This window comes from Streptomyces naganishii JCM 4654 (assembly GCF_014650575.1).
GTDB classification, from domain to species: domain Bacteria; phylum Actinomycetota; class Actinomycetes; order Streptomycetales; family Streptomycetaceae; genus Streptomyces; species Streptomyces naganishii.
Map to the genome: position 1 here is coordinate 178,833 of NZ_BMVF01000013.1, position 15,585 is coordinate 194,417.

Consider the following 15,585-nt stretch of genomic DNA (forward strand, 5'->3'; position numbering starts at 1 on the left):
GACTCCCCCACTCACGCCCACCGCGACCACCCCGCCAGACGGAGATCACGTCCGTGCGTCCGCTCCGCACCGGCGACTTGGTACGGTGCGGGTGGAAGGCACGGACAGTCGTGGCAGCGCTCGATGGAGACAGGGCAGGGGGGCCAGGCGACGGTGCAGGCGCCTGAGGCGCGACGGGCGGTGGCCGCGGCCATGTCGATCGCCTCGTCACTCGGCCTGACGGCCGGCGAAGCGGTCGTTCTTCACGACTCCAACAAGCTCACTCTGCGTCTGCTGCCCTGCGACGTCCTGGCCCGAGTCGCGCCCGCGGGGCAGCATCAGGTCGCACGGTTCGAAGTCGGGCTCGCTCAGCGGCTCGCCGCACGCGGGTGCCCTGTGGGCACTCCCGAGCCTCGAGTGGAGCCACGCGTCCATCCGCGTGATGGTTTCGCCGTCACGCTGTGGACCTATTACGCCCCCGTACCGCCCCGCGAGGTCCCGGCAGCCGGCTACGCCCACGCGCTGGAGCGGCTCCACGCGGGCATGCGCGGGCTCGACGTCCCCGCGCCGCACTTCACGGACCGGGTCGAGCAGGCCCAACGGCTCGTCGCGGACCGCCGACGCACCCCGGCCCTCGCCGACGCGGACCGGAAGCTGCTCGGCGGCACGCTGCGCGACCTGAGGCGGGCGATCGGCGAGCGTGCGGGCGCCGGGCAACTTCTGCACGGCGAGCCGCACCCGGGCAACCTGCTCAGCACGGAGAACGGGCCGCTGTTCGTGGACTTGGAGACGTGTTGCCGTGGCCCTGTCGAATTCGACCTCGCTCATGCGCCCGAAGAAGTCGCCGAGCACTACCCGGGTGCCGATCCGCGCCTGCTGCGCGAGTGCCGGGTGCTCGTACTGGCGATGATCACAGCGTGGCGCTGGGACCGGGACGACCAGCTCCCCGACGGGCGCCGGCTGGGCGTGGAGTGGCTCGGCCGGCTCCGGGCGGCACTCGGCCGCGACAGCCCGGACGTTTAGAGCTGATCGCGACGTCCAGAGCTGATCGCGGTCGGGCCTACGGCGTGCGGGCCGGTCACACAGTGGGCCGGGGCCCCGCGGCGCGGCGGAGCCGGTTGGCGATGGCCAGCCCCAGGCCCTCCTCCGCGGGCAGGGAGGCGATGATGAGGTCGCACCCCTGCTGGTCGAGTTCGCGCAGGAAGCCGTACAGCCCGCGCGCGTAGGCGGCCATCGAGGCGGGGACGGCCACCACGGCGTGCGCCTTCACCGGGGTGCCGACGAGGGAGGCGGGGAGGAAGACGCCCACCTGGTGACCGAGTTCCTGCGCGAGCCGCGCCTCGTCGACGACCTTCTCGGGCTCGACGAGCACGACCCGCGCGCTCGGCGCGTAGTGGGACGGGTGCTGGCCCGGCACCCGGACACGGCTCGTCGCGGGTACCGCGAGCGGGTGCCCCAGTACGGCTTCGAGGTCCTCGCGCGTCACACCGCCGGGCCGGAGGATGCTCAGGGTGTCCCCCGTGGCGTCGACGATGGTCGACTCGACGCCGACCTGGCAGTCACCGCCGTCCAGGACGAAGTCGACCGCGTCACCGAGCTCGGTGCGGACGTGATCCGCCGTGGTGGGGCTGACCGAGCCGAAGCGGTTGGCGGACGGGGCGGTGACGCCGCCGCCGAAGGCGGAGAGCAGGGCGAGGGCGACGGGGTGGTCGGGCACACGCACGGCCACCGTCTCCAGACCGCCGGTCGCTTCGAGGGGCACCCGGCGGCCGCGCCGCAGGACCAGGGTGAGGGGTCCCGGCCAGAAGTGCTCCGCCAGCAGGCGCGCGGCCTCCGGCACGTCCTCGACCCACTCGTCCAGCTGCTCCGCGCCGCCGATGTGGACGATCAGCGGGTGGTTGGGCGGGCGGCCCTTGGCCTGGAAGATGCGGGAGACGGCGACAGGGTCCTCGGCGTTGGCGCCCAGACCGTAGACCGTCTCGGTCGGGAGAGCCACCAGGCCTCCCGCGCGCAGCACACCCGCCGCCTTCTCGATGTCACTGGCTTGTGCCGTCACCCTCGCAGTCCTCTCACCGTTCGGCTCCCCCACGTTCCTACCATGTCGGCCCACTCCGGTCGAAAGCCGTCCGGGAGGTGGCGGAGGACCACGGGGCGCGGGAGCCGCCTCGCCCCGGCCTACCTCCGGGTGCCGCAGCCCGGGCAGAAGGCCGAGCCGGCGGGCAGCACCGAGGAGCAGGACCCGCAGTGTTCGGGCTGGGCCAGCCGGTGACCGCAGCCGGGACAGAAGGCGGAGCCGTGGGTCTCGGTGCGGCACTGGGGGCAGACCAGCTGCCGGGGCGTGGTGACGTCGTAGCTCTGACCGGCCTGCTGGCCGGCCGCGTACGCTCGCTGGGCGGCCATGTCGGTGAGTCCCTGCTGCTGGGCCGCCGTGGCCTCGGCCGCGGTGTCCGGCGCGCAGGCCAGGCACAGGCCCTGGGCGGCGTTCCAGCAGCGGGCGCACACGTAGTGGGTGCAGCGGGCGCAGCGGTTGAAGTGCCCCTGCGCGTTGCCGATCGCCCGCTCGAAAGCGTGGTCGCGGGCGCGGCCCCATCCGGCGCCGGCGAGCCCTTCGGCGGCGGAGGTCAGCCCGCTGCCGGTGCGGCCGAGGAGCCCCCAGGCCACGTTGACCCCTTTTTCCAGCCAGCTGGCGGCGCGTTCCCCGCTGTAGGGCTCGAAGGGCGAGCGCCATGTGTCGTAGCACCGCGAGCAGGAGAACTCGAACTGGAAGCCCGCCCCGGTGCCGTCGCGCACGCACAGGTCACGGTAGTTGTCGCTGAAGTAGATCTCGCTGCTCACGCAGTCCCCCCACATGTGTGCCGAACGTGAAGTCCTCGCGGAGGAGGACGCGGGGAGAACCGTACTGGTTTTCGCCATCGGCGGGTAACCAGGGTCATGAAACGTGACGTGACTTGGGGGAATCTTGCCCGGCCGGCGGGAACACCTGCGAAAAGGGCGAGTTGAGCCTCCCCGGCTGAGCACGCGTCGGCCCCGGCCGGCCCTCACCGCGGACCGGCCCTCACCGCGGCGCCGGCAGCCACCTGCTGAGCCATCCGAAAGCCGCCGGATATTCGGCGGACCAGGTGTTGAAGTTGTGGCCGCCGTCGGCGAGCAGCAGTGTGCGCACCTGGACGCGCGAGTGCGCGGCGGCGGCCAGGAACCCCTCGATGGCGGAGGGCGGGCTGAGCCGGTCCTGGCGGGAGGTGGCCAGGAAGAGGCTGACGCGCGCGTGGGTGCCGGCGACGATGTGGGTCGGGCTGTTGGCCCGGCGCAGCGCCGGATCCTGGAGGACGGAGGGGTCCCCGGTCAGCGGGTCGGGGTCGAGGGCGGCGCCCGCGGCGAAGACCTTCGGGTACTGCAGCGGCAGCTTCGCGGCGCAGAAGCCGCCCGTGGAGTAGCCCATCAGTCCCCAGCCCGAGGGCGCCGGCAGCGTACGGAACTTGTGCCGCACCAGGTCGGGTACGTCTTCGGCCAGCCAGGTCGCCACCTTGCGCTGCGGCAGGTCGCTGCAGTCGGTGTCCACACTGCCCGGGTCGACCACCGGCATCACCAGGATGAACGGATGTGCCTTGCCCTGTTTCACCAGGTCCGCGAAGGCCCCCGGCATCCCGCCGTGCTCCAGCCAGGACTGCGGTGAGCCGGGGACCCCGTGCAGCAGCATCAGCACCGGGAACCGTTGCTTCCGGTAGGCGGCCTGGTCGTACTCGGGCGGCGTCCACACCAGAACCTGGCCCGACAGCGTGGAGCGCCGGCCGCGGAAGTAGGTGTCCAGGACGCCGCCGCGCGTGCCGTGGCTGAACTTCGCCCGGCTCACCGGGGGCCCGGGCATCGCCACCGCGTTGGCCCCGTTCGTGCCCAGCAGGTCGTCCCACGACGCGTACAGGCCGTAGCTGTTGTTGATGTAGGTCACCACCACGCCGATGGCGGTCAGCTGGCAGACCACGATCATCGCCGCGTGCACCAGCCAGCGCACGGCCCGCGGCCCGCCCACCCGCGACCACACGGCGACGGTGCCCACCATCGCGAGGACCATCGCGGCGATCAGTACGAAGAAGAACGGCGCACCGGTCAGAGCCACCGACCCACCTCCCCACACCGGCGGGGCGGGCGGACCCCCCGGCCCGCCGGCCACCGCCCGTCGATCACGGCCAAGACCTTCCGCGGACGACGCCCAGCGACCCCGTCCGCCCTGCTAGACGAACAAGAACGCCTTCACGCTCCCGGACAAGGAAAGTCTCACGACGTGATCCGAGGCACGTCACCCCAGCCGGCCGCCGGCCACCGCCCGGTCCGACGCACCGCCCTGGGCGGGGCCGCCCGGACAGCAACCGCCCGGCACGTGCCGCCGCCGTACCGCGACCCGCCACACGGCACACGGCACACGCCACACGGCACGCGGCACGCCGCGCGGTCCGGGGACACCGGGACGATACGGGAGCATTTCCCGTTTGCCCCGTCGGCGCGACACCCGTACCCGGTCCCGGCCCGCCGTACAGGCGGAGTCAGGTCAAGGCACCAGACGCGGGTCGGCGTTGTGTACCAGTTCCAGGGCCTGTTGGGGGAACCACTTGCCGGCCGGGGGGTCCTGGTAGCCGCGTTCGGGGTCGTTCGGGCCCGGGGTGCCCCGGGTGCACTGGCCGTCCGACTCGCCGGGGATCTTGACCCACAGCTCGGCGTCGGCGAGAGGGTCACCGGTGTCGAGGGTGGGCCGGGCGCCGGTGCCGCGGCCGGGCGGGTTGCACCAGTCCTGCGGGTCGGAGTAGACGCCGGACGGCGGGGTCCACGGGCCCTGGCCGTTACGGCTGGTGTCGGTGACGAAGTGCTTCATGGCGGACGGCGCCGCGTGCACATGCGCGTCGAGCCATGCCTGCGCGTCGTTCACCGCCCACCACTGGTTGGGGCAGTCGGCCGCCGCGCCGCCGGCCGACACGTAGCTCAGGCAGGACGAGATCAGCTTGCCGTACCAGGCCAGTTCGCTGTCGGAGCGGTAGTTGGAGACGTTGAGGAAGAAGCCCGTGGCGTCGCCGACGCCGCCGGCGAGCAGGCGGGGCACGATGTCGTTCACGCTGTGCCAGCCACTGTGCCCGGCGTCCAGGTAGACCTTGGTCCCGGCGAGCGGTTCCAGGGCGTCCACCGCGTAATGGATCTCCGTGTAGCGCTCGGCGGTCCTGCTCCCCCGCGCGTCGTCCTGGCCGCAGTCCGAGGGCAGCAGCGCGAGTGAGTCCGGCTCCAGGACCACGGTGGCGGGCAGGCTTCCGATGCCCGCGCGTACCGCGTCGATCCACGCCTCGTACTGGGGAGTGTCCGCGGCGCCGCCGGCCGAGTACTGGGAGCAGTCCCGGCCGGGGATGTCGTAGAGCGCCAGCACCGGCAACGCGTGGTGCCGGGCCGCGTCGACGACCGTCTGGCGCACCGACGCCCGTACCTCGTCGGGCGTGCCGCCGCCGTACCACACGGCCTGCGGCGTCGCCGTCATCGCCAGCACGCCGGCCGCGTCCGCGAGCTTCCGGTGCCGTACCAGATCCAGGATCTGCCGACCGGCGTCCGGGTTGGCGGGCGGGGTGTAGAGGGCGGTGGGCGGCGACGCGTGCGCGGGCCGCGCCTGTGCGGGGGTGGCGGTCAGCGCGGTGGCGGCCAGCGCGGCCGCCGCCGCGACGATCGCGAGCGGCCGGCGGCCCGTCAGGGGTCTGCCGGGTGTTCCGGCGCTACTCGTGCTACCGGTCCTGTCCGTGCTACCGGTGCTTTTGGTGCGGTCGTTTGCGGTCATGCGGGCGGCTCCTCGGATACGTGGGGTGGCCGTGCGCGGTTCGCGGCGGCCCCGAGAACGCTCTGGGAGCGCTCCCATGCGCCGCACAAAGGAATTAACCCCTGCGCGGGAGCGACGTCAATCCCCTGAAGGGTGTCGCGTGACCGATGCGACGGGCGACGGCGAGTTGCCCGGTCCCCGATCAGTGGAACCCTGACCCTATGAGCAAGCCCGCGCTGATCGTCATCGACATGATCAACACCTACGACCACAAGGACGCCGAACTGCTGATCCCCTCGGTGGAGCCGGTCGTACCGGTGATCACCGACCTGCTGCGGCGCGCACGGGAGCAGGACGTCCCGGTGATCTACGTCAATGACAACTTCGGCGAATGGCGCTCCCACCACGGCGAGCTGCTGGACCACGCGCTGGCGGGGCCGCACGCCCGCCTGGTCGAGCCCATCAAGCCCGACTCGGACTCCCTGTTCGTGCTCAAGACCCGCCATTCGATCTTCTTCGAGACACCGCTGGAGTACCTGCTGCGCCAGCAGGGCCTCACCCGGCTCGTGCTGGTGGGGCAGGTGACCGAGCAGTGCGTGCTCTACTCGGCCCTCGACGCCCACATCCGCCACTTCGACGTGGTCGTACCCGAGGACGCGGTCGCGCACATCCACGAGGACCTCGCCCGCGCGGCGCTGCGGATGATGGAGCGCAACATGGGTGCCCGCGTGTGCGAAAGCCGTGAACTCTGGGCGTGACGCGTCGCCGCCGCTCACCGGGGGTGCGGGATGTGCGGCGTCGCGACCCCGCCCCTCCTCCACAGACGCAGGTCCACGCCAGGTCGCCCCTCGCCGCCCGCAATCGTAGATTTGTACGGTACTCATGGACCTCGCAGGCGAGGGCAGCATGATCGATTCGAGTGCGCCGATCGTGACCACGTTTCTCGTGTACGTGGCCGCCATGATCGGAACGGGTGTCTGGGCGTACACCCGCACTCACACCTTCGCCGACTTCGCCCTCGGCAGCCGCAGGCTCAGCCCCTTCGTCGCCGCGCTGTCCGCGGGGGCCAGCGACATGTCCGGCTGGCTGTTCCTCGCCCTGCCCGGAGCGGTGTACTCGGCCGGCGTAGGCGCCAGCTGGATCGCGGTCGGCCTGATCGCCGGCACATACCTCAACTGGCTGTTCGTCGCCCCCAGGCTGCGCACCTACACCGAGCGGGCCGGGAACGCCGTGAGCCTGTCGGCGTACCTGGAGGAGCGGTTCGAGGACCGCACCCGCACGCTCAGGATGGTCTCGGCGGTGGTCATCCTGGTGTTCTTCACCGTCTACGTGGCCAGCGGCCTGGTGGCCGGCGGACTGCTGTTCGAACACGTATTCAGCATTCCCTTCGGCCTCGGGGTGACCCTGACCGCCGCGGTGATCGTCATCTACTCCGCCCTCGGCGGCTTCCTCGCGGTGAGCACGACACACGTGATGCAGGCGATCCTGATGTTCGCCGCCCTGATCGTGCTCCCCGCGGTGGGCATCGGCGCGCTCGGCGGCTTCGGGACCATGACCGGCGCCGTCGACGCCAGGTCGCCGGACCTGCTGAACATGGGGGCCAGGGTCCACTACCTCAACGGCCAGTGGACCACGGGCGGATCACTCGGCGCCGTGGCCGTCATCTCGCTGCTGGCGTGGGGGCTCGGCTACTTCGGGCAGCCGCACATCCTGGCCCGCTTCATGGGCATCCGCAGCCCCGAGGCGGTCCCGGCGGCCCGCCGCATCGAGACCGGCTGGGTCGTCGTCGTACTCGCCGGCGCCACGCTCGTCGGCCTGGTCGGCATCGCGCGGTCCCGTACGCCGCTGACCGACCCGGAGACCGTCTACATCGTGCTGAGCCGGGCCCTGCTCAACCCGTGGCTCGCCGGGGTGCTGCTGATCGCCGTACTGGCCGCCATCATGTCGACCGCCGACAGCCAGCTCTGCGTGTCCTCCGTCGCCCTCACGGAGGACTTCTACCGCGCCTTCCTCAACCGGCGCGCCCCGGACCGGTCGCTCGTGTGGATCGGCCGCGTCGCCGTCGTCGTGGTGATCCTGGTGGCCTACGCGATCGCCCTCAAGGGCGGCGGACTGCTCGGCATCGTCGCCTACGCGTGGGCGGGCTTCGGGGCCGCCTTCGGGCCGGTCGTACTGCTCTCGCTGTACTGGCCGCGCATGACCTGGGCGGGCGCCATCGCCGGCATCCTCTCCGGCGCGGCCACGGTGCTGCTGTGGAAGGAGATCAACCCCTACCTCGGCCCGCTCCGGTCGGACGTCTACGAGATGGTGCCGGGCGTGCTGGTCGCCACGGCCGCCGCGCTGCTCTTCGGCAGGTTCGTCGGCCGGCCGCCCAGACGCGCCTTCTGGCGGATGCCGGGAGGCGGGGTGAGCCAGCTGAAACTGACGCCGTTCTTCACCCACGCGCCGGTCGGGATGGCGGTCCTGGACGCGGACCTGCGCTACGTCTGGGTCAACGAGCGGCTGGACCGCCTGATCCCCCTCGAACAACGGCTGGGGCGGCCGGTGCGGGAGGTGCTGCCCGAGCTGGAGGCGGAGGCCTTCGAGACCAACATGCGCAGCGTGCTGGCGACCGGCAGACCCGTGATGGACTACGAGTTCCGCGGCCCGAGCTACACCGACCCCGACCGCAGGCGCGCGTTCTCGGCCTCCTTCTTCGGCATGAAGGACCGCCAGGGGCGGGACGTGGGCGTCTGGTACATGATCATCGACGTGACCGAGCGCTGGTGGGCCCAGGAGCGGCTGGCCCTGCTCAACAACGCGGGCGCCCGCATCGGCAGCACGCTGGATGTGTCGCGGACCGCGCAGGAACTGGCCGACGAGTGCGTGCCGGCCCTCGCCGACTTCGTCGCCGTCGACCTGCTGGACACGGTCATCGAGGGCGAGGAGCCGGCCCCGGGCCCGGTCGGCATGTTGCCCGTCCTCCGCCGCGCGGGGCAGCAGTCCGTGCGCGAGGGCTGCCCGGAGGCGAGCCTGGCCGTGGGGGACACCGTCCGGCGGGCCGCCGCCTCCCCCGTGACCCGCTGCCTGCTGGAGAGCCGGACCCTGGTGGAGGCGGTGCTGGACCGCTCGGCCAGCGCGTGGGTCACCGAGGACGAGACGCTGGGCGCCTCCATCCTGGAGTTCGGCTTCCGCTCGCTGATGGTCATTCCGCTGCGGGCGCGCGGGGTCACCCTCGGCGTGGCCACGTTCGCCCGGTCCCAGCGTCCGGGCTTCGCCGAGGACGACGTGCGTCTGGCCGAGGAGCTCGTCTCCCGCGCGGCGGTGTCCGTCGACAACGCGCGCCGCTTCACGCGCGAGCGATCGGCGGCCCGCTCCATGCAGCGCTATCTGCTGCCGCAGGAGCTGACCGGGGGCTCCGCGCTGGAGGTGGCGTCGTGGTATCTGCCGGCGGACGCGCCGAGCGGTGTGGGCGGCGACTGGTTCGACGTGATTCCCCTGTCCGGCGCCCGGGTCGCCCTGGTCGTCGGCGACGTGGTCGGGCACGGCATGCCCGCGGCGGCGACGATGGGGCGCCTGCGCACCGCGGTACGCACCCTCGCCGACCTGGACCTGCCCCCGGAGGAACTGCTCGCCCACCTGGACGACATGGTCATCGGGCTCATGGGGGCGCAGGACGGCGGGGGGCCGGCGGCGCCCGAGGACGGGACCGCGCCCGACACCCTGCTGGGCGCGACCTGCCTGTACGCCGTGTACGACCCGGTCAGCAGGCGGTGCACGCTCGCCCGGGCCGGCCACCTCCCGCCCGTGGTCGTCAGCCCGGACGGCAATGCCAAGGTCCTGGACCTGCCCGCCGGTCCACCGCTCGGCCTGGGATACCTCCCCTTCGAGTCCGCCGAACTCGAACTGGCCGAGGGCAGCCTCATCGCCCTCTACACCGACGGCCTCGTGGAGACCCGGGACCGGGACATCGACCTCGGGCTGTCCCGGCTGTGCGAGGCGCTGGTGGCGCGCAGGCCGGCGCTGGAGGAGACCGGGCTCCATGTGGTCGACGCCCTGCTGGCCGGTCCGCCGTCCGACGACGCGGCCCTGCTGCTGGCCCGGACCAACGTCCTGGCCCCCGACCAGGTCGCCTCCTGGGACCTGCCCAGGGACCCCGCCGCCGTCGCGCGCGCCCGCACCCTCGCCGGGCGGCAGCTGACCGACTGGGGCATGGACGCCCTGACGTTCACCACGGAGCTGATCGTCAGCGAGCTGGTCACCAACGCCATCCGCCATGCGACCGGCCCGGTCTCCCTGCGCCTGATCCGGGACCGCAACCTGATCTGCGAGGTCGTCGACGGCAGCAGCACCCTGCCGCGGCTTCGTCATGCCCGTACGACGGACGAGGGCGGGCGAGGGCTGCTGATCGTCGCGCAGCTCGCCCAGCGGTGGGGCACCCGCTTCACGGCGACCGGCAAGATCATCTGGACGGAACAGGCCGTGCCGTCCGGCCCGGTCCCCTAGCGGTACGGCGGGGCCCGCGTCCAGCACGGGCGCCGCCGCGGTGCCCTGTTGCCGCCCGGATTACTGGCGCGGGCGCTCGAAGGTGAGCAGCAGCCCCTCGACGGCTCCGGGACCGATGCGGCCCTTGACGTCCGCCGAGGTGATGGCCTTGAGGCCCCAGCCGTCCTCGGCGTGCTTGTTCAGGACCTTCTCCAGCTTGTCGCTGTCCAGCGCGTCGCCGATGAGCGACTCCCGGAAGCTGACCACCTTGTACTCGTAGGCGTACGGACCGCTCATGACTGCGCTTCTCCTAGGAACTCGAACCGACCCCGCCGGACGGTGATGCCGACCTGGGCAGTCAATCACCTCCGGGCCGTACCCGTGACGGCTTTCAGCGGCAGCCGCTCGGCCAAGTGCCGGGCGGCTCGCGGGAGATGGCGTGGTCCGGGTGGGGCGAATTCGGCGCAGAGGGACAGGAAGGCCTCGAAGTCTCCCGATGCGTGAGCGCGGATCGCCTCGGTGAAGCACCGGGCCCGGGCGGCCAGCGGGTGAGGTTCGTGTCCGGGTGGATGCGACGGCAGGGCGGCGGTCACGCGTCCGAGCACCTCGGGGGCGAGCCTGCTCACGATGGCGAGGACCTGGTCCGTCAGCTCCCATCTGGCGTCGTCCCCGAGGGGGTCGGGTGCGCTGAGGTACTCGAGGTCCGGGTAGGGCCAGAAGCGGCGGTCGGAGGTGGCGATGAGGTTCAGCAACTGCGCCAGGACGACCGGGCTCTCCTCGTGCCGCCCCGCTCCGGCCCGTACGCGCGTGGCGTTGCAGGCGAGGTGGATGCGCCGGCCCTCCACCGGGTATCCCCAGGCGTCCCGCAAGTCCCGGCACCGGTCGATGGCCTCGAACATGGAGGAGACGGCCGCGTCGGGCCTGTCCGACTTGAAGTGGACGAATCCCTCGCCCGCGCACAGGAACGAGTCCGACAGCACGAACGCTTCTTCACCGATGTCCGCCCGTGTCAGCGTCGCCCTGGCCCGGGCGATCAGGGTCGCGCCGGCGTGGATCCGACCTGCCCGGCACAGCGCGAGACCCCGCTCACGTGTCTCGGTGATCGACTCCAGCAGGCGGGCCTCCCCCACGGTGAGGTCGCGGGTGATCCTCTCGCTGTAGACCGCCGCGATCCCGGCTTCGGCGCCCGTTCCCGCCACGGCCGGGTACGCGAGTGCGCGGGCCAGCGCCTCGATGGCCGCCTGGAGCGGGCCGGACCGCGGCGGGGCCGCGGACATGAGCCGAACGGGTGAGCCGTGGGCGCGGGGGCCGCGGGTCACGTCCGCGTCTCCGGGGACGGCCCGAGCTGCGGCGCGGCTGAGCGAGTCATGGACAAAAGGTAGCGAATGTATCGATCATGTGGTTCCGTTTGTCCCGTTCCATCCAGATATGCCAGAGGAGGTTTTGACTGTGCGTTTCCTCTTCAAGGATCTGATGATCACAGTGTCGGACGTGTCGCGTACGCGCTGCGGGGTCATCTCGTGCGCGCTGCCGACCGTCAACTGCGGAGCGGTCACCTGCGGCATCACGTCCGTCATCCACGTCGACGAGTTCGACGCCATGAAGCTCGAGCTGGACCAGGCGCTCGAGGTCGTCCGCGCCACGGCCGAGGAGGAGACGGACACGCGGCTCGGTCCCCGGACCGCCGAGGAGGCCGCCGAACTCGAGGAGAAGCTCACCGCCGCGCTGCGAGAAGTGCGGGAGGCAAGGGCTGAGCTCGAGCGTGAGCAGTCCTGAGACCCCTGCCGTGCGTCCCGGAGGGCCCGGTCCCGCCACCAGGCCGCCGGCTGATCGGTACCTCTACCGGTCCAATCCGCGCTACGTCCTGCGGGGGCTGGACACCATCGATCCCTCCGAACGCCGGGCCCTGATCGGCTCCTCGTCCGGCTCGGCGGTCGGCGGACTGCTCTTCCCGGCCGACGGCACCGTCCCGGGCACGGTCAAGGCCGTGAGTCCTTCGACGGCCCGCCTGTTCCAGCAGGCCGCGGTTCCGACCCGGCTGCCCTCACCCCGCTGGCCCGGTGTCAGCGGCGAAGACCTCGGCGACCTCGTGGGCGCGGAAGTGCTCGAAGTCCTGGTCGCGGGCCGGTTCCTGACCGGCGTCGAAGCGATCGCCGAACTGGCGCGACAGCCCGTCGAACCACCCGAAGGCCGCCTCGCCGCCCTCTCACTCGATGCGATCGCCTACGCCGAGTCGCTGCGCCTGCGCGATCAGGCCGCCATCGCGGAACGGCTGTACGCCTTCCACCGGGTGCCGATTCGCACGGCGTGGCGCACCGTCGGGTACGAGGACGCCTTCCGCGCGGGATTGCGCCACGCGCTCCCGCACGGGTTGGGTGGCGACCCGCGATGGACCGAGTACCGGCACCACCCTTGGCGCGCCTTTCGACGGCGCCGCACACCGGCACGGGCCGGCCGCCCGACGGTGAAGCTCTACATCAGTCCCACGACGGACGACCTGGCCGGCACCGTGGCCGCCTCGGTCGCGCTGATCGTGAGCGCGCCTGAGGTCCTCGGCTGGAAGGTGGCCGACACCGTCGACACGATGGTCCGCCCCGACAAGTTCGTCGTCTACCTCGAGTCGTGGCGGGCGCTGCGCGACCTCGCCGGCGAGCTCACCCCGGCCCTGGCCGGAGCCCAGGCGCACGGCGTCCCGTTCACCTGCGAAACCGGCCTCGACGGGCTCCTGTCATGGGGGCTCGACCCGGCCCCGTCGCCGGACGGGCCCGGCTCGCTCGTCGACAGCTGGCGGACCTGGGTCACCGCGCGACTCGCCGGCGGACTGGTGCAGGCACGTCAGGCCGGTCTGACCGGCTCGCAGGCGCACGCCGCGGCGCTGCGGCGCGCCCGGGCCGCGGGGGTCGACACATCCACCTGGCAGCCGGTGCGGGGACGCGCCGGCGTACTCGAACGGAGCGCGCCGTGCGGGCGACCGAAGACAGGCTGATCCTGCCGTCCGACGTCGAGTTGACGCCTGTCAGCGCTCTCGACCCCGCCGGTCTCGCCGGTCTGCGGTTCGGCGCGGACGACTGGATCGTGACGCGGGTCGCCTCACGCGCGCGGTCGATGATCGTGTCGGCGCAGCTGGCGGAGCTGTTCCAGAGCTTCCGTACGCCACGCACCATCCTCGACGCCGTCACGCGCTACGCCGGGGCGCACGCGCTCGACCCGCGAGCGGTCCTCGACGAGTGCTGGCCGGTCATGACCCGCTTCCTGCAAGCCAATTGGCTCGCCCCCGAACACTCCTACTTGAGCCGTGAGCTCACACCCTGGTACGAGCCCGGCCACTCGCTTGGGGTGTACTCGGTCGAGGCCTGCGTGCACATCACCGACGACACTCAGGTGTACCGCGCGCGTCTGCCCACGGGCGGGCTCTGCGCCGTCAAGGTGGTCGACGCGGCCGGCCGCCGCAGCGTGGCCGCGTTGCTCCGGGAAGGGAGCATCCTCGAACGCCTGAATGGATCCCCGAGCCCGCGCTTCCTCGGGCTCGGCGGCGACGAGCAGCGCCGGTTCCTCGCCATGGAATGGTGCGAGGGCGCCGACGTCACGCGAGCGGTCGCCCGCGTCGGCGGGGCCGGCGATTCACGCGCCGCGACACGGGACCTGCTCGTCGCCATCGCGTCCGCGTACGCGACGCTGCACGACCGGCAGGTGGTCCACGGTGACGTGCATCCCGGCAACCTGCTGGTGGACTCCGAGGGCCGGGTCAGAGTCCTGGACTTCGGGCTCGCCCGCCTGCTCGACGACCCGGCGGCCGGGACGCGTCGCGGCGGGGCGCCCGAGTACTTCGACCCCGGCTACGCCGAAGCGGCACTCGCGGGCACGCCACCGCCTCCCGCCACCACCGAGTCGGAGCAGTACGCCCTGAGCGCGCTCTGTTACCGAGTGGCGACCGGTCGCGACTACCTCCGCTTCCCGCCGGAGGCGGAGCGGTTCTACGAGCGGATCGCGCGGAGCCGGCCCCTGTCGTTCGCCGACAACGGCGTCGAGCCGTGGCCCGAGCTGGAGAGCGTGCTGCGCCGGTCGCTCTCGAAGCCGGCGAGCGCCCGGTTCGGTTCGGTGGCCGCCATGGCGACGGCGCTGTCGCGGGTGCGGGTCGACGACCGGCCCGCGGCGCCTCCCGTGGTCATGGGCACCACGCCCGCGGACGCTCTGGTCGACCGCGTCAGCGAGATGGTCGACCCGGACAACGACCTGTTCGAGGACGGACCGGGCGCCGGCCCGCGGGCGACCTTCATGCACGGTGCCGCGGGGATCGCCTACTTCCTGCTGCGCAAGGCCCTGCTCAGAGGCGAACCCGGGGCACTTGCCGCAGCGGACCAATGGGCGGAGCGCGCCGCGGTGTTGGCACGGGAGCCGCGGGGCGTCTACGACGAGAGCGTGGGCGTCGAACCGGGCGTCGTCGGCGCCGTGTCGCCGTACCACACAGGGTCCGGAGTCGAGCTGGTGCGTGGTCTGGTCGCCCACGCGAGGGGCGACACCCGGACGCTCCTCACGGCGGCGCGCGCCTATCTGGATGCGGTGGACCGGCCGCACCAAGGCGTGGACCCCACATCGGGAACCACGAGCACGCTCGCCGGCTGCTCGCACCTCGTGAGGAGCCTGCGGGAGGTGGGGGACCCGGACCAGGACACAAGGGCCCTGCTCGAGCGGCTGACGGGCCGCGCGAACGCGTTGGCCGATCATGTGGCCGCACAGGCCCTCGGCCACCGGTGCGACGCCCCGGACAGCCGGGCTCCGCGCCACACCGGCGCCGCCCATGGGTGGGCCGGCCTGCTGTACACCCTCATCACCTGGTGGGAACTCGCGGGCCGGGACATGGACGACCGTGTCGTCGGACGCCTCGCCGAGTTGGCCGACCGGGGCGTACGTGAAGGGCGCGGTCTGCGCTGGCCCGTTCGCGTCGACGAGACGCCCGCGTCCTTCATGAGCGGCTGGTGCCACGGGTCGCCGGGGCACGTGTCCCTGTGGAACGCGGCCCAAAGCGCCATCGGCGGCACCGCCTACCGGGACATCGCGGTCGCCGCCGCGTACGCGACCTTCCACGACCGGGAACCCGGCACGACCCTGTGCTGCGGCCAGGCAGGACATGTCTTCGCCCTGCTGAACATGTACCGCCACACACGGGAGGAGGCATGGCTCGAGCGTGCCTCCCGACGGTTGCGGAGCGCCCTGGAGGGCCACGACTCCGTGCCGGCGGGGCCGTGGAGGCACAGCCTGTACCGCGGTGACGTCGGGCTGGCCCTGGCCGCCGTCGAGTTCGAGCATCCGGACGAGGCGAGACACCCGCTCTTCGAGTGACGGGCGGCCCCGGCCGGAGC

General features: G+C 72.4%; 12 protein-coding genes. 6 read left to right on the forward strand and 6 right to left on the reverse strand.

Going from position 1 to position 15,585, the window contains the following annotated elements; all coding sequences use genetic code 11:
- Positions 1 to 123 precede the first annotated feature (123 nt).
- Positions 124 to 1,002, forward strand: a complete 879-nt coding sequence (locus IE217_RS23640) for a phosphotransferase (RefSeq protein ID WP_190179924.1) — start codon at positions 124 to 126, stop codon at positions 1,000 to 1,002.
- 55 nt (positions 1,003 to 1,057) lie between these two features.
- Here the strand turns inward: IE217_RS23640 and IE217_RS23645 are convergent, their stop codons facing one another.
- The 4 genes from IE217_RS23645 to IE217_RS23660 all read right to left on the reverse strand — a co-directional run bounded on the left by IE217_RS23645 (position 1,058) and on the right by IE217_RS23660 (position 5,782).
- Positions 1,058 to 2,035, reverse strand: a complete 978-nt coding sequence (locus tag IE217_RS23645; RefSeq protein ID WP_190179925.1) for an L-threonylcarbamoyladenylate synthase — start codon at positions 2,033 to 2,035, stop codon at positions 1,058 to 1,060.
- Positions 2,036 to 2,154: 119 nt separating this feature from the next.
- The gene (locus IE217_RS23650) at positions 2,155 to 2,814 is read right to left on the reverse strand and encodes a zinc ribbon domain-containing protein (RefSeq protein WP_190179926.1); all 660 of its coding nucleotides are present in this window, start codon (positions 2,812 to 2,814) and stop codon (positions 2,155 to 2,157) included.
- 220 nt (positions 2,815 to 3,034) lie between these two features.
- Complete coding sequence (locus IE217_RS23655; RefSeq protein ID WP_190179927.1) at positions 3,035 to 4,093, reverse strand: alpha/beta hydrolase; 1,059 nt, start codon at positions 4,091 to 4,093, stop codon at positions 3,035 to 3,037.
- A gap of 429 nt (positions 4,094 to 4,522) precedes the next feature.
- Complete coding sequence (locus tag IE217_RS23660) at positions 4,523 to 5,782, reverse strand: glycoside hydrolase family 6 protein (RefSeq protein WP_190179928.1); 1,260 nt, start codon at positions 5,780 to 5,782, stop codon at positions 4,523 to 4,525.
- Between the two features lie 200 nt (positions 5,783 to 5,982).
- On the opposite strand from IE217_RS23660, the gene IE217_RS23665 reads away from it, so the two are divergent.
- Together IE217_RS23665 and putP are read left to right on the forward strand one after the other, a co-directional pair.
- Positions 5,983 to 6,519 carry a cysteine hydrolase family protein gene (locus IE217_RS23665; RefSeq protein ID WP_190179929.1) on the forward strand — a complete coding sequence of 179 codons (537 nt, stop codon included), beginning with the start codon at positions 5,983 to 5,985 and terminating at the stop codon, positions 6,517 to 6,519.
- Between the two features lie 148 nt (positions 6,520 to 6,667).
- Positions 6,668 to 10,246 (forward strand): sodium/proline symporter PutP, encoded by a 3,579-nt coding sequence (gene putP, locus IE217_RS35275; RefSeq protein ID WP_190179930.1) that lies wholly within the window; start codon positions 6,668 to 6,670, stop codon positions 10,244 to 10,246.
- Between the two features lie 60 nt (positions 10,247 to 10,306).
- On the opposite strand, the gene IE217_RS23675 is transcribed toward putP, so the two are convergent.
- Both IE217_RS23675 and IE217_RS23680 read right to left on the reverse strand, forming a co-directional pair.
- Entirely contained in the window at positions 10,307 to 10,522 is a 216-nt protein-coding gene (locus tag IE217_RS23675; protein ID WP_189704731.1) for a DUF4177 domain-containing protein, read from the reverse strand.
- A gap of 65 nt (positions 10,523 to 10,587) precedes the next feature.
- Positions 10,588 to 11,502: a hypothetical protein gene (locus tag IE217_RS23680; protein ID WP_190179931.1), complete on the reverse strand. Its 915-nt coding sequence runs from the start codon at positions 11,500 to 11,502 to the stop codon at positions 10,588 to 10,590.
- A 196-nt stretch (positions 11,503 to 11,698) separates the two neighbouring features.
- Between IE217_RS23680 and IE217_RS23685 the strand changes: the two genes are divergently transcribed.
- Genes IE217_RS23685 through IE217_RS23695 form a run of 3 tightly spaced genes read left to right on the forward strand, consistent with a single transcriptional unit; the run spans position 11,699 to position 15,565 of the window.
- Positions 11,699 to 12,001 carry a hypothetical protein gene (locus IE217_RS23685; protein ID WP_190179932.1) on the forward strand — a complete coding sequence of 101 codons (303 nt, stop codon included), beginning with the start codon at positions 11,699 to 11,701 and terminating at the stop codon, positions 11,999 to 12,001.
- Positions 11,988 to 13,211: a hypothetical protein gene (locus IE217_RS23690; protein ID WP_190179933.1), complete on the forward strand. Its 1,224-nt coding sequence runs from the start codon at positions 11,988 to 11,990 to the stop codon at positions 13,209 to 13,211. Before IE217_RS23685 ends, IE217_RS23690 begins: the two co-directional genes overlap by 14 nt.
- On the forward strand, positions 13,187 to 15,565 hold the full coding sequence (locus IE217_RS23695; protein WP_190179934.1) for a lanthionine synthetase LanC family protein: 2,379 nt from the start codon (positions 13,187 to 13,189) through the stop codon (positions 15,563 to 15,565). The genes IE217_RS23690 and IE217_RS23695 overlap by 25 nt, the downstream gene beginning before the upstream one ends.
- Positions 15,566 to 15,585: the final 20 nt, after the last annotated feature.

Excerpts from the sequence above, each read along its gene's own strand:
- putP (WP_190179930.1), top strand. The coding sequence starts at position 6,668 with ATGATCGATTCGAGTGCGCCGATCGTGACCACGTTTCTCGTGTACGTG.
- IE217_RS23660 (WP_190179928.1), bottom strand. The coding sequence starts at position 5,782 with ATGACCGCAAACGACCGCACCAAAAGCACCGGTAGCACGGACAGGACC.
- IE217_RS23675 (WP_189704731.1), bottom strand. The coding sequence starts at position 10,522 with ATGAGCGGTCCGTACGCCTACGAGTACAAGGTGGTCAGCTTCCGGGAG.
- IE217_RS23640 (WP_190179924.1), top strand. The coding sequence starts at position 124 with ATGGAGACAGGGCAGGGGGGCCAGGCGACGGTGCAGGCGCCTGAGGCG.
- IE217_RS23685 (WP_190179932.1), top strand. The coding sequence starts at position 11,699 with ATGATCACAGTGTCGGACGTGTCGCGTACGCGCTGCGGGGTCATCTCG.
- IE217_RS23665 (WP_190179929.1), top strand. The coding sequence starts at position 5,983 with ATGAGCAAGCCCGCGCTGATCGTCATCGACATGATCAACACCTACGAC.
- IE217_RS23680 (WP_190179931.1), bottom strand. The coding sequence starts at position 11,502 with ATGTCCGCGGCCCCGCCGCGGTCCGGCCCGCTCCAGGCGGCCATCGAG.